At 51.1% G+C, this 14,520-nt stretch carries 10 protein-coding genes, 1 pseudogene and 1 riboswitch; of the genes and pseudogenes, 8 read left to right on the forward strand and 3 right to left on the reverse strand.

What is annotated here, in order from left to right:
• Nucleotides 1-14 precede the first annotated feature (14 nt).
• From lrp to HPC37_RS03370, 6 genes are all read left to right on the forward strand, one after another.
• A complete protein-coding gene (lrp, locus tag HPC37_RS03345; RefSeq protein ID WP_208121812.1) occupies nt 15-512 on the forward strand; it encodes a leucine-responsive transcriptional regulator Lrp in 498 nt (165 codons plus the stop codon).
• 3 nt (nt 513-515) lie between these two features.
• Nucleotides 516-3,191, forward strand: a complete 2,676-nt coding sequence (locus tag HPC37_RS03350) for a DNA translocase FtsK (protein ID WP_208121813.1) — start codon at nt 516-518, stop codon at nt 3,189-3,191.
• Nucleotides 3,192-3,253: 62 nt separating this feature from the next.
• The gene (lolA, locus tag HPC37_RS03355) at nt 3,254-3,856 is read left to right on the forward strand and encodes an outer membrane lipoprotein periplasmic chaperone LolA (protein WP_208121849.1); all 603 of its coding nucleotides are present in this window, start codon (nt 3,254-3,256) and stop codon (nt 3,854-3,856) included.
• Nucleotides 3,857-3,870: 14 nt separating this feature from the next.
• A complete protein-coding gene (locus tag HPC37_RS03360; protein WP_208121814.1) occupies nt 3,871-5,211 on the forward strand; it encodes a replication-associated recombination protein A in 1,341 nt (446 codons plus the stop codon).
• Nucleotides 5,212-5,296: 85 nt separating this feature from the next.
• Nucleotides 5,297-5,584: a hypothetical protein gene (locus HPC37_RS03365; protein WP_208121815.1), complete on the forward strand. Its 288-nt coding sequence runs from the start codon at nt 5,297-5,299 to the stop codon at nt 5,582-5,584.
• Nucleotides 5,585-5,592: 8 nt separating this feature from the next.
• Entirely contained in the window at nt 5,593-6,216 is a 624-nt protein-coding gene (locus tag HPC37_RS03370) for a zeta toxin family protein (RefSeq protein ID WP_208121816.1), read from the forward strand.
• Nucleotides 6,217-6,259: 43 nt separating this feature from the next.
• On the opposite strand, the gene lysC is transcribed toward HPC37_RS03370, so the two are convergent.
• Both lysC and metE read right to left on the reverse strand, forming a co-directional pair.
• On the reverse strand, nt 6,260-7,612 hold the full coding sequence (gene lysC, locus HPC37_RS03375; protein WP_208121817.1) for a lysine-sensitive aspartokinase 3: 1,353 nt from the start codon (nt 7,610-7,612) through the stop codon (nt 6,260-6,262).
• Nucleotides 7,613-7,678: 66 nt separating this feature from the next.
• Nucleotides 7,679-7,844, reverse strand: a riboswitch (Lysine riboswitch).
• 145 nt (nt 7,845-7,989) lie between these two features.
• Nucleotides 7,990-10,254, reverse strand: coding sequence for a 5-methyltetrahydropteroyltriglutamate--homocysteine S-methyltransferase (gene metE / locus HPC37_RS03380; protein WP_208121818.1), 2,265 nt, complete (start codon nt 10,252-10,254; stop codon nt 7,990-7,992).
• Nucleotides 10,255-10,378: 124 nt separating this feature from the next.
• Here metE and HPC37_RS03385 point away from each other — a divergent pair, with 124 nt between their 5' ends.
• Nucleotides 10,379-11,308 (forward strand): LysR family transcriptional regulator, encoded by a 930-nt coding sequence (locus tag HPC37_RS03385; protein WP_208121819.1) that lies wholly within the window; start codon nt 10,379-10,381, stop codon nt 11,306-11,308.
• 27 nt (nt 11,309-11,335) lie between these two features.
• Here HPC37_RS03385 and HPC37_RS03390 read toward each other — a convergent pair whose 3' ends face one another.
• Complete coding sequence (locus HPC37_RS03390) at nt 11,336-12,193, reverse strand: fructosamine kinase family protein (RefSeq protein ID WP_208121820.1); 858 nt, start codon at nt 12,191-12,193, stop codon at nt 11,336-11,338.
• A 255-nt stretch (nt 12,194-12,448) separates the two neighbouring features.
• Between HPC37_RS03390 and thrS the strand changes: the two are divergent.
• A pseudogene (gene thrS / locus HPC37_RS03395) lies at nt 12,449-14,379 on the forward strand (threonine--tRNA ligase).
• Nucleotides 14,380-14,520: the final 141 nt, after the last annotated feature.

A 14,520-nucleotide genomic window follows, 5' to 3' on the forward strand; every position in this document is an offset into this window, starting at 1 on the left:
TGATGGGAACTGTTATGTCTAAAAAAAATAATAAAACGCTTGATGCCACCGACATCAAAATTTTGCAAGAGCTGCAGCAAAACGGCAAAATTTCCAACATTGATTTATCGAAAAAAGTCGGGCTTTCGCCCACCCCTTGCCTTGAGCGCGTGCGCCGGCTGGAAAAGCAGGGCATTATTATGGGCTACCGCGCGCTGCTCAACCCAGAGCTTTTGGACTCGCCGCTACTGGTGATTGTGGAAATCACACTGGTGCGCGGCAAGCCCGATGTGTTTGAAGAATTTAACCAAGCGGTGCAAAAACTCGATGAAATTCAAGAGTGCTTTTTAGTTTCAGGGGACTTTGACTACCTGTTAAAAACCCGCGTGCCCGACATGGCGGCCTATCGCCAACTGCTCGGCACCACCTTGCTGCGCCTGCCAGGGGTGAACGACACCCGCACCTATGTGGTGATGGAAGAAGTGAAAAAAAGCAACCTCATTCAAATTAAAGCCAAGGCCAAAACAGAGTAAATTATGATTCAACGATTTAAACCACCTTACAGCGCCAAGCATTACCTCGTTGAGCTCGTGCTGGGCTTGTGCGTGCTTTTTGGGGTCTATTTGATTATCGCCTGGTCGAGCTACAGCGCGTTTGACAACGCCTGGACTGTCGCCAGCCCGCAGCAAGACACCCTCAACAAGGCCGGCCACTTTGGCGCGATGTGCATTGATATTTTATTTGCGCTGTTTGGCTCGCTGGCCAACTTTTTGCCGTTTGTGCTGGTGATTTCAGCCATTTTGCTGCTGCGCAACCGCTGGCAAGACAATTTCAGCAAAAGCCGCGTGCTGGTGCGCCTGTTTGGCTTTGCTTTGCTGCTATGCGGGCTGACCGCGCTGGCGTCTTTGCTGCTGTCTAATAGTGAAATTCATCTCGCAGGCGGCGTGCTGGGCGCGTTTATCGTGAAACATCTCTACCCAACGCTGGGCATGTTTGGCACCTTTATGGTGGCGTTTTGTGCTGCAGTGGTGGGCTTTATTTTAAGCGCGGGCATGTCGCTGGTGATGCTGCTGCTTAGTGGCTATCACTGGCTGACAGCAAAATATGACGATGAAGAACCCCAACCGCGCGAGCTTGATCCGCTATTTATGCCGCCAAGTGAGGAGCCTGCCCCGATTGCAGTGAAAAGCCCTGAAGAGCTGGCCGAGCTTGAGCCAATTGAGGTGGAAAGTGCGGTCGCGCTCAAACCATTGCCGCCGATTGAAAGCCCAACGGTACTGGCCGAGCCTGAGGAAATGCCTGACTTTTCCCATACCACGGTGATTGAAGTGCCAGAGCTGCCTGCGGTGAGCATCCCAACCATTCGCTCGATGAATGAAATTGCGCAAAATGTGGGCAAAGAAGCCCGTGAAGAGCCCAAAGATGATCTTTTCGACCTCACCTTGCCTGATGAGCTCTTAACGCAAAATCAAAGTGCGGTTGAACGTGATGATGACGAGGCGCTTTTCGACCCCGTGCAAGCGCAATTAGCCAAAGCCTTTGCCGAGCAAGAGCGACAAAAAGCGCAAGAACTGGCCGAGCGCGCCAAAGCACTAGGCGCCGAAGAAGAGTTGGCGAAAATTCAAGCGCACGCGCAAAAACAGCCGCCGCAATACCAAGATTACGCCGCTCACGGCACGCTGATTCACCCATTGCTGCAAAGTAGCATGCCAAGCAAAAAAGCCAAACCGAGCACCGCATTGCCAACACTGGATTTGCTCGAGCCGATGAAAACCCAGAGTTTGTCGGTCGACAAAAGCGAAATCCACGCCACCTCCGCGCGCATTGAGCAGCAGCTGGCCAACTTCCGCGTAAAAGCGCAGGTCAAAGACGTGCTGGTCGGCCCGGTGGTCACACGCTATGAGCTTGAGCTGGAACCTGGCGTGAAAGCCTCAAAAGTGTCAGGGCTGGATAGCGATTTGGCGCGGGCGTTGATGTTCAGTGCCATTCGGATTGCCGAAGTGATTCCAGGCAAGCCGTATATCGGGATTGAAACGCCAAACAAACACCGCCAAACGGTTGGCCTGCGTGAGGTGTTTGACAGCCGCGAGTTTAGAGAAAGCAAAGCATTGCTGCCAATGGCGCTGGGCAAAGACATCAGTGGCGAGCCTGTGGTGGTAGATTTGGCCAAAATGCCACACTTGCTGGTGGCCGGTGCTACTGGGTCTGGGAAGTCGGTGGGCGTGAACAGCATGATTTTGAGCCTGCTGTATAAACGCAAGCCAGAAGACGTGCGCATGATTATGATTGACCCGAAAGTGGTGGAATTGTCGATTTATCAAGACATACCGCACTTGTTAACGCCGGTTGTGACCGACATGAAAAAAGCGGCTAATGCGCTGCGCTGGTGCGTGGACGAAATGGAACGCCGTTATCTGCTGCTGTCAGCGCTTTATGTGCGCAACATTGAAGGCTTTAATGAAAAAATCAAACAAGCCGAGCAGATGCAAATGCCGATTCCAAACCCAATTTGGAAGCCGCGCGACAGTATGGACAACGCGCCGCCACCGCTGGAAAAAATGAGCTACATTGTAGTGGTGGTCGATGAGTTTGCCGATTTAATGATGGTGGCCGGCAAACAAGTGGAAGAGCAAATTGCACGCTTGGCGCAAAAAGCGCGTGCGGTGGGTATTCACTTGATTTTGGCCACCCAACGCCCGTCGGTGGATGTGATCACAGGCCTGATTAAAGCCAACGTGCCAAGCCGCATTGCCTTTACCGTGGCGAGCAAAATTGACTCCCGCACCATTTTAGACACCAACGGCGCAGAAGCGCTGCTCGGGCGTGGGGATATGCTTTACGCCGGCCCTGGCACCTCAGAGCTGGTGCGTATTCATGGTGCGTTTATGACCGACAGCGACGTGCAAAGTGTCGCCGATGACTGGCGCGCGCGTGGTACCCCGCAATATCTTGATGAAATCACCGTTTCGCAAGATGACGAAGAAACCCAAAGTGCGATCGGCGGCAGTGATGATGAGCTCGATGAACTGTTTGATACTGTGGTGGAATTTGTCCTCAACACAGGCACAATTTCCATTTCGTCTATCCAGCGCAATTTCAAACTCGGCTTTAACCGCGCCGCGCGCATTGTTGACCAAATGGAAGCGCAGGGGATTGTCTCCGCGCCAACCAACGGCAAGCGCGAGATCTTAGCCCCGCGCAATGACTTCTAGAACTTCGCAGGTAAAGTGCGGTCTAACCTAACAGGTTGATTAAGAGGACAGTTATGACAGTATTGAAAAAAACGTTACTCACTTTTGCACTGGGCGCCATCGCCAGCACCGCGCTGGCCGACGCGGCGGGTGATTTGCAACAACGCTTATCGCAAGTATCATCATACAAAGCCGATTTCACCCAGCGCGTGACCACCACGCAAGGCAAATTGGTGCAAGAAGGCAGCGGCAAATTTCAGGTGAAACGCCCAAATTTGTTCCGTCTAGACACCCAAAGCCCGCAAGAAACTCACATTATTGCTGATGGTAAAACGCTGTGGTATTACGACCCATTTGTGCAGCAAGTGACCGCCAAAAAAGTGGCTGACGCGATTGTCAACACGCCGTTTATTTTGCTCACCACCAATGACGCGGCCAAGTGGCAGCAGTACAAAGTTACCCAGCAAGGCGACAACTTCACCTTGGTGCCGAAAGCCAAAAACAGCAACATTAAAAAATTCCAAATCCGCATTGATGCCAACGGCTTGTTGAAAAACTTCAGCACCATCGAGCAAGACGGGCAGGCGAATTTGTATCAGCTGCGCAACATCAACAACTTGCCGATTGACGCGAGCGTGTTTAGCTTCAAAGTGCCAAAAGGGGTTGAGTTAGACGACCAACGCTAACCCAAAGTGCGGTGATGAGCAATTTAACCTTCGATTTCGCCCCCGATTTCCGCCCACTGGCGGCGAGGATGCGCCCACAAACTCTTGACCATTATTATGGCCAAGAGCATATTCTCGCCCCGGGCAAACCGCTGCGCCGCGCAATTGAGGCCGGCCACATTCACTCCATGATCCTCTGGGGGCCGCCTGGTACAGGCAAAACCACCTTGGCAGAAATCATGGCGCAACGGATCAACGCCGAGGTGGAACGCATCTCGGCGGTGACATCGGGCGTGAAAGAAATCCGCGCCGCGATTGAGCAGGCGCAGCACAACCGCACTTGTGATAAACGCACGATTTTGTTTGTTGATGAGGTTCACCGCTTCAACAAAAGCCAGCAAGATGCCTTTTTGCCCTATATTGAAGACGGCACGATTATTTTCATTGGCGCGACCACCGAAAACCCCTCTTTTGAGCTCAACAGCGCGATTTTATCCCGCGCGCGGGTCTATCGCCTGAAGGGATTAGATACTCACGCCATCACACGCGTGCTGGAGCGCGCGCTGCAAGATGAAAAGTGCGGTTACGGTGGCCAGGCCATTGTGCTGGATGACAATTTGCTCACCATGCTGGCGGAATACGTCAACGGCGATGCACGCTTGGCGCTCAATTGCTTGGAGATGATGATCGACATGGCGAGCGAGCAAGACGGTGCGAAAACGTTGACGGTAGCACTGCTCACCGACGTGCTCGGCGAGCGGCAAGCCCGCTTTGATAAACAAGGCGATCGCTATTACGATCTCATCTCCGCTTTGCACAAATCGGTGCGTGGCTCAGCGCCTGATGCGGCGCTCTATTGGTATGCGCGCATCATCACCGCAGGCGGCGACCCGCTCTATGTCGCCCGCCGTCTGCTCGCCATCGCCTCAGAAGATGTGGGCAACGCCGACCCGCGTGCGATGCAAGTCGCCTTGGCAGCGTGGGATTGTTTTACTCGCGTGGGCGCTTATGAAGGCGAACGCGCCATTGCCCAAGCGATTGTGTATCTCGCCGTGGCGCCAAAAAGCAATGCGGTGCACACCGCCTTCAAAGCCGCTAAGCAGCACGCAACCGAAAGCCCCGATTTTGACGTGCCCGAGCACCTGCGCAACGCACCGACCAAGCTGATGAAAGAACTTGGTTTTGGCGCCGAGTATCGCTACGCCCACAACGAGGAAAATGCCTACGCCGCGGGTGAAAACTACTTCCCGCCTGAGCTGGCCGACACGCAATACTATTTCCCAACCGATCGCGGCGTGGAGGGCAAAATCAAGCAAAAACTCGATTGGCTCAAATCCCTCGACCAAGCCAGCCCCACCAAACGCTACTCAAAATAAACCGCACGTTAACGTGCGGTTTGATTTTATTTTTTGAGTTGATATGATGATCGCATGAAGATAGTGTAACTCAAAAGGTGATGTGATGCTTAACAGCCAAAAAAAGCAGTTTTTACGCCATAGCCTTGAGCAAGATTATGTGGTGTTGACAGATGTTGTGGTGGAAACGGTTGCCGACACCAAATCCGATATGCTGATGCTCGAGATGTCAGGTAAACGAGATGCCATTCAGCCGCAAGATAAGCAAGAGTTATTGGCATTGAAAAAAGCCTATTCCAATGTTTATAAAACGAACCCAGAACAGGCGGTAAATATTGTTGAGCGAATTTTTGAGCTAAATGAAAAATACGATAAATTGCGCATGCAGCTTTAGAGGTTCTTATGGCGAGAGATGCGAGAGTTGATGACATTCTAGTTGATAAAGTTTTTTATAATGAGTTAGAAGAAAATCACCTAAAAGCGCACAGCCAACCTAGTGTGATTTTTATCACTGGCGTGAGTGGCAGCGGTAAATCCACCTTTATTGATCAAATCGAAACCAATGCATTAAAAATCCAGCCTGATAATTATCGCAAACTTCACCCCAAATTAACCGAGTTTATCAGAAAAGTTGGCAGATATAATGCCCATAAAAAAACGGGTAATTATGCCTTTCGGTTTGCACTCGCGCTGCGAGACAAAGCCATTTCAAACAATATCAACGTGATTTATGAAGCGACTTTTTCAAAATTAGAAACAGCTGAAAATATCATTAAACCCTTTCGAGATGCTGGGTATCAAATAGTGATTGTGACATTGCCCATTGATGTTGATTTAAGCATACAGCGCAATAAAGATCGTTATGAAACTAAAAAATTACAAGATCACACAATTCCTCGGCTTGTGAGCCGTGAAGACATTGAAAACATGGCAAATGCTTATCAAAATGTGATTAGTGCATTGCAACAACAGGGTATTACAGTGATTTCCAGCACTGAGTTCGACCTCAGTGTCATTCATATGTGATTTCAAACGCCCCTCAAGTTGTATTTGAGGGGCAACCGCACTTTTATTCAAACAATTCGCTGTGGAGCTTGGCGACGATGTCGTTGGCGTGTTCACTTGGGACGAGCAGGCAGACGTTGTTGGTGCTCGCACCGTAGCCGACCATACGGATGTTGTACGGCTCAAGGGTGGTGAACAGGCGTTTGCCAACGCCGGCGGTGAGGTGCAAGTCGTTGCCGATAAGGGCGACGAGATCAAGGCCAGTGTCAACTTTGACGTGGCACACTTCGCTTAAGGCGTCCATCAGCTCGCTGGAGAGCATCGCTGCACCTGATGAGGCAGAGCCGGTTTTATCCAGAGTGACGGCCACGCTGACCTCAGAGGTGGTGACGGTGTCAACGGAGATTTTGTATTTTGCTAAAATGGCGAACACGTTGGCCAAAAAGCCCTGCGCGTGCAGCATACTCAGGCTGGTGAGCGTCAACAAGGTTTGGTCGCGTCGCAGTGCGATGGCGCGAAATGTTGGGCGCGGTTGCGGGTCACGTGTCACCCAGGTGCCGCCGGCATCCGGTGCTTTGCTGGAGCCAACATAGACCGGGATATTGCTGCGCACTGCTGGTAGCAGGGTGGCAGGGTGGAGCACTTTGGCACCGAAGGTGGCCATTTCCGCGGCTTCGGCAAAGCTCATGGTGTCGATTTTTTGCGCTTGTGGCACAATGCGTGGGTCGGTGGTGTAAATGCCAGGCACATCGGTCCAAATCAGCACATCTTTGGCGTTAAGCACCTCCGCTAACAACGCCGCGGAGTAGTCACTGCCTCCGCGGCCAAGGGTGGTGGTTTTGCCCAGTTCATCACGGCCGATAAACCCTTGGGTGATCACCAGCTCACCTTGGTCAATCAGCGGTTTTAAAACGTTGTCGCAATTTTTTTGTGTTTTGGCATCATCTGGGGCGGCTTTGCCATAGTGGCTGTTGGTGGCCACCAGTTGGCGCACATCAACCCAGGTGGCGCGGGTGTTGAGCTCGCGCAAAATATCAATAAATATTTTTGTCGACATCATCTCACCGTGGCTAATTAGCTCATCGGTTAGCGCGGGGGAGGTGGCCAGGCTGGCGGCTTCCGCTAAGCTTTTCACATTCGCCAGCAGGCGGTCAATTTCGCTACAAATGGCGCGGTTGTCTTTGATTTCATCTAAAATGGCGTATTGAATTTGATGCAATTGCGCCAGCAATTGCTCGCGTCGTGTGGCATCACAGCCGTTGGCCAGCTCGACTAAAATATTGGTCACGCCAGCGGAGGCGGAGAGCACCACCACGCGGGTGTTAGGGTCATTAATCACGATGCGCGCGCAGGCTTGCATGGCGGGGTAGTTGGCAACGCTGGTGCCACCGAATTTTGCAACTGAGAGATGTGACATAAAATTTCCTGTAATGTTAAACGATGGTTAAAATGTTTGATTGCGTAAACAGAAAGGAAAGTGCGGTTGGATTGAAGCACTCCATCACCTCGGTGATGACAGCCCTAGGGATTCAGCCCTAGCGGCCGATAAATGACATTGTCGGATGCCACTTACCTCGGCAACGCTCCCCTGATTATCTCCGCCCGACGCGTTGAGATAACTGCCTGACCGTTGCGCCTCTTCTGTTCACTCGCAAACGTGAACCTTTATAGAAATAACGGTTTATGCCAGCGTTGTCAACACAAAAGTGACTCAACTGGCGAAAAACCGCGCTTTGCCTTTTGGATCAAAAAAAGCCACTGCACGCAGTGGCTTTGAGGTTGTGTTTTGGTTGATTAGTTCAACTCTTTACGTAATTGTTTGGTGACGTTCACCATCACTTCCAACGCGGCGTTGGTTTCAGGCCAGGCGCGGGTTTTCAAGCCGCAGTCTGGGTTGACCCACAAACGCTCAGCGGGGATAACATCCAGCGCTTTACGCAGCAAGTGCTCGATTTCGCTCGCTTGTGGCACGCGCGGGCTGTGGATGTCGTAAACACCTGGGCCAATGTCGTTTGGATATTTGAAGTCACCAAAGGCGGTGAGCAGTTCCATATCTGAACGTGAGGTTTCGATCGTGATCACATCAGCATCCATTGAGGCAATCGCTGGCAGAATGTCGTTGAACTCAGAATAACACATGTGAGTGTGGATTTGAGTGGAGTCTTCTGCACCGTGTGATGTCAAACGGAACGCTTCTGTTGCCCAGTTGAGGTATTCATCCCAATCAGCGCGTTTGAGCGGCAAGCCTTCACGAATGGCTGGCTCGTCGATTTGAATCACTTTGATGCCTGCTTTTTCAAGGTCAAGCACTTCGTCATTCAATGCCAAGCCGATTTGTTTACACACTTGTGAACGCGGAATGTCGTTGCGTACAAATGACCATTGCAGCATGGTAACCGGGCCTGTGAGCATGCCTTTCATAGGTTTTTTAGTCAGGCTTTGGGCATAAGTTGACCATGAAACAGTCATCGGCTCTGGGCGGACCACGTCGCCGAAGATAATTGGTGGCTTAACGCAGCGGCTGCCGTAGCTTTGCACCCAACCGAATTTGGTGAACGCATAGCCGTCAAGCAATTCGCCGAAATATTCCACCATGTCGTTACGTTCTGCCTCACCGTGAACGAGCACGTCGAGATCCAATTTTTCTTGTTGTTCAACGATATAGGCGATCTCTTTTTTCATCGCCGCTTCGTAATCTTCAGCCGAGAGTGTGCCTTTTTTGAAGGCTGCACGGGCTTGGCGGATTTCGGTGGTTTGTGGGAATGACCCGATATTGGTGGTTGGCAACAATGGCAGCTTCAGCCATTCTTGTTGCAATTTAATCCGTTGCGCGAATGGGGATTTACGTTGATCCGCATTGGCTGGCAAATCTTTCAAGCGGGCAGCCACTTCTGGGCGGTGAATCGCTTTAGAGCTGGCGCGCGCATCAGCCGCGGCTTGGCTGGCGTCAAGTTCCGCTTGTACAGCGCTACGGCCGTCATTCAGTGCGGTTTTCAATACACGCAACTCGTCGACTTTTTGCAAGCAGAAGGCAAGCCATGAGTAGAGGTCTTGGTCTAATTTGGTTTCAACTGACAAATCATACGGCACGTGCAGCAGAGAGCAGCTTGGCGCGATCCACAAACGATCACCCAATTGCGCTTTTAATGGCTCAAGCACATCAAGCACGGCATTTAAGTTGGCACGCCAAATGTTACGCCCGTCGATCACGCCAGCAGAAAGCACTTTGTCATAATCTTTGAACGCGTCAATTTGTTCAGGTGCGCGCACCAAATCAAGGTGCAAGCCGTCGACTGGCAAACTTTTGAGTAAAGCCGCGTGTTCTGCCACCGAGCCGAAATAAGTTGCCAGCAATAATTTGGCATCCACTTTGCTCAATTGCGCGTAGGTGTCTTTGAAGGCATCCAGCCACGCTTGTGGCAAGTCAACGGCCAAAATTGGCTCATCGATTTGAATCCATTCACAACCTGCTTTGGCAACCGCACTTAAGATTTCTGCATAGACAGGCAACAGTTTTGGCAACAGTGACAAACGGTCAAACGCTTCTTTGCCTTTTTCTTTACCTAAGAACAAGAACGAGATTGGGCCCACTAAGGTGGCTTTCGGTGTCAAGCCAAGCGCTTTGGCTTCTTGCACTTGTTGTACATAATGCGCAGGGTTGGCTTTGAACTCGGTGTCTTTCAAAAATTCTGGCACGAGATAGTGATAGTTGGTATCAAACCATTTGGTCATTTCAATGGCGTGTTGTGTTTTGTTGCCGCGAGCCAGTTCGAAAAATTGTTCTAATGTCAATTTTTGACTGTCAAACCCAAAACGTGCTGGGATGGCGCCGGTGGCCACTTGCAGGTCTAAAATGTGATCATAGAACGTGAAATCAGCCACGGCCACGTAGTCCGCGCTCGCTTCAGCTTGGTGTTTCCAGTTTTTTTCACGCAGGGCTTTGGCTAAATCTAACAGATCTTGCTCGCCCAATTCTTTGCGCCAGTAACGCTCTTGCGCGAATTTTAATTCACGTTTTGCACCCACACGCGGAAAGCCGCTTAAATGAAATGTCGTCATAGTTTTCTCCAGTTTTATTTTTTTAATCTCAAATAGACGTCTAAATGTCTATCTGTGATGCAGAATGCAAGATTTTAGGGTATTATGCAACATCATAATTTTCACATAACTATGAATTTGATTAATGAAGCCGATATTTTTAGAACTACGCCATTTGAAAACTTTGGTTGCGCTGAAAGAGGCGGGCAGTGTTTCCCTTGCCGCACAGCGAGTGTACCTCACGCAATCTGCGCTGTCGCACCAAATCAAGCAGCTTGAAGAGCAATACGGCTTGACGCTGTTTGAGCGCAAAACCCAGCCGCTGCATTTCACTGCCGCCGGTGAGCGCTTGATCAAACTCGCCTACGACATTTTGCCAAAAATCGCCGAGGCTGAGCTTGACATTGTGCGCGTGAAAGAGGGCGACGCAGGTGAATTGCGCATTGCGGTGGAGTGCCACACCTGCTTTGACTGGCTGATGCCTGCGATGGACGCGTTCCGCCAGCATTGGCCGCTGGTGGAGTTGGATATTGTCTCTGGCTTTCATACCGATGCTATCGGGCTTTTGCTCACCCACCGCTCGGATTTGGCGATCGTCTCTGAAATTGAAGAAACCCCAGGCATTGTGCACAAACCGCTCTTTGCCTATGAAATGGTCGGCCTGTGCAGCAAAGATCATCCGCTGGCGAACAAAAACACTTGGCAGGCGGAGGATTTTATCGATGAGACCTTGATCACCTATCCCGTGCCTGATGATATGCTGGATTTGGTGCGCAAAGTGCTCAGCCCGAAAGGCATCCGCCCTGAGAGGCGCACCAGCGAGCTGACGATTGCCATTATTCAATTGGTGGCTAGCCGCCGTGGTGTGGCCGCGCTGCCGTATTGGGCGGTGTTGCCGTATCTTGAACGCGGCTATGTGGTGGCGCGCAAAATCACCCGCAAAGGGCTTTTCAGCCAACTTTATGCCGCCATGCGTGAAACCGACGCCGAGCGCGCCTTTATGCAGGATTTTTATCACACCGTGAAAGCGAAAAGTTTTGCAAGCTTGCCAGGCCTGGCACCGCTGGAAAAATAAAAGTGCGGTCAAAACCGCACTTTACCTTTAGCTAATTAAATCAATCTGTTCCATCGCCTGCTCGATATAATCCCCGCCAAAGCGGTGGCTGAAGTTGAGCAGATAATAGAGCTGATAAATGGTTTGGCGATAGGCATAACCTTGATCGATTGGGCAAATCTCGCTGTAACCTTGATAAAACGCCTCAAGATCATGTTCAAACAGCGCATTGAGTGCCAAATCGCACTCGCGATCGCCCCAATAGCACGCGGGGTCAAATAGCACAATTTCCCCTTGGCTGAGGCCTTGATTTTTGCGGCAAAACGCGCCGTGCAGCAGGGCAGGCTGCGGCTGGTGTTTTGCAAGGTGAAAGCTCACCGCCGAGATAATATTTTCAAAATTACCAAAATTAATGCCCTTTTCTTTGCACAATTGCAGCTGCCAACCAATGCGGTTTTCAGCAAAAAAGGTGCTCCAATTTTTGCGCCAGGCGTTGGGTTGATAAACCGGCCCAAGCCAGGTGTCGTAGTCAAAGCCGTAGCTGTCGGTGGTATTGAAACTGTGCAGCCGCGCCAGCTGGCGGCCCAGCTCGCCAAAGTGTGCGGGGGAAATCGGCTCAAGCGGGAGGTATTCCATCACGATAAAGCTGCTGTTTTCCGAGCAGCCCACGCCGTAAACGCGCGGCACGCGCACGGTTTTGGTGGCGGCAAGCGCTTCAAGCTGGTCGGCCTCTGCGCGGAAGGTGGAGCGAAAAGTGCGGTCATTGGCTTTCACAAACACAGGCAGCGTGCCGTCGTCAATCACCCACGCGTGGTGTTGCTCGCCGTCTTGCACCGCCTCTTTCGACTTGATTGAATAATATGCGCCGAGCTGATCGGCTAACAGTTGCGAAATCGCTTTCCACATATTCCACCCCCTTGGCTATTATCCTATTGTTATTGTATAGCATTTTGCGCGCGCGCACTGCGATTTCAGCAAACAAACCGCACTTTTGTGATCAAGCTCTCAATAAAAGTGCGGTTGGGCGAAAATGGTGCTATACTATCGCCCCTATTAGCTTGTGCTTGCCTCGACATTGTGGGTCAAGGCCGCATGAGCTGTGATTATTTTTTCAACCACATGTTGCCTTACGTAGGGGCGACCACTGTAAAAGGACATTTTATGCCAGTTATTACTTTACCCGATGGCTCAAAACGTGAATTTGAGCACGCTGTATCCGTTCATGACGTTGCCGCCAGCATTGGCAGCGGCTTGGCCAAAGCCTGTATTGCAGGGCGTGTGAATGGCGAGCGCAAAGACGCCTGCGATCTCATAACCGATGACAGCACATTGGAAATCATCACCGCCAAAGACGAAGACGGGTTAGAAATCATCCGCCACTCGTGCGCACACTTGTTGGGCCACGCGATCAAGCAACTTTTCCCCGATGTAAAAATGGCGATTGGGCCGACGATCGACAATGGCTTTTATTACGATGTGGATCTCGACCGCTCTTTGACTGCTGAAGACATTGACGCGCTCGAAAAACGGATGCTGGCGCTGGCGAAAACTGACTACGACGTGGTGAAAGAAGTGGTTGACTGGCAAAAAGCCTACGACACCTTTAAAGCGCGCGGTGAAGAATACAAACTGGCCATTTTGGATGAAAATATCCCGAAAGACGCCACCCCTGCGCTTTATCATCACCAAGAATACATTGATATGTGCCGCGGCCCACACGTGCCGAACATGAAATTCTGCCACCATTTCAAGCTGCAAAAAGTGGCGGGCGCCTACTGGCGCGGTAATTCCGACAACAAAATGCTGCAACGCATCTACGGCACCGCGTGGGCGGATAAAAACAACTAGCCGCTTATTTGCAACGCCTTGAAGAGGCCGCCAAACGCGACCACCGCAAAATCGGCAAAGCGCTTGATCTCTACCACATGCAAGAAGAAGCGCCAGGCATGGTGTTTTGGCACAACAATGGCTGGACGATTTTCCGCGAGCTGGAAACATTCGTGCGCACTAAATTGAAACAATACGATTATCAAGAAGTGAAAGGGCCATTTATGATGGATCGTGTATTGTGGGAGCGCACTGGCCACTGGCAAAACTACGGTGATTTGATGTTCACCACTTCATCGGAAAACCGTGAATACGCCATCAAACCGATGAACTGCCCAGGGCACGTGCAAATTTTCAACCAAGGGCTGAAATCGTACCGTGATTTGCCACTGCGCATGGCCGAGTTTGGCTCATGCCACCGCAACGAGCCGTCGGGCTCCCTGCACGGCTTGATGCGCGTGCGCGGGTTTACCCAAGATGATGCGCATATTTTCTGTACCGAAGAGCAGGTGGAAGGCGAAGTAACCTCGTGCATCAAAATGGTGTATGACATTTACAGCACCTTTGGCTTTAAAGACATTGATGTCAAACTCTCCACCCGCCCAGAATCACGCATCGGCAGTGATGAAATGTGGGATAAAGCGGAGGCTGACCTTGCCGCTGCACTTGAGCACAACGGCTTAAAATTTGAAATTCAAGAAGGCGAAGGCGCGTTCTACGGCCCGAAAATTGAATTCACATTGCACGACTGCCTTGACCGCGAATGGCAATGCGGCACCATCCAGCTCGACTTCGCGCTGCCTGGCCGCTTGAATGCCTCTTATGTGGCGGAAGACAACGAGCGCAGAACGCCGGTGATGATCCACCGTGCGATTTTAGGCTCCCTTGAGCGCTTTATCGGGATTATCACCGAAGAATACGCCGGCTTCTACCCAGCGTGGCTAGCGCCAACTCAAGCGGTGGTGATGAACATCACCGACAGCCAATCGGATTATGTGCAACAGGTTGCGAAAAAACTCTCCGACGCTGGCCTGCGGGTGAAAACCGATCTACGCAATGAAAAAATCGGCTTTAAAATCCGCGAACACACCTTGCAACGCGTGCCGTATATGCTCGTGTGCGGTGACAAAGAGATGGCAGAAGGCAAAATCGCCGTGCGCACCCGCAAAGGTAAAGACCTTGGCGCCATCGCCGTGGATGAGTTTGTGGAACAACTCAAACAACAAGTCCACAACCGTGAACTCAAGCTCACCAGCGAAGAGTAATAAGAAAAGCAAGCCTTGGGCTTGCTTTTTTATTGCGAAGAATAAACTATGAGCAAATTATTGAATTTTTTATCCAAATGTAAACCAAGGCATTTCGTCTGTTTGTTCTTTGCCTATCTTTTTATTTACCGTTTCAACCTT

This window comes from Spirabiliibacterium mucosae, assembly GCF_014884965.1.
GTDB lineage: Bacteria > Pseudomonadota > Gammaproteobacteria > Enterobacterales > Pasteurellaceae > Spirabiliibacterium > Spirabiliibacterium mucosae.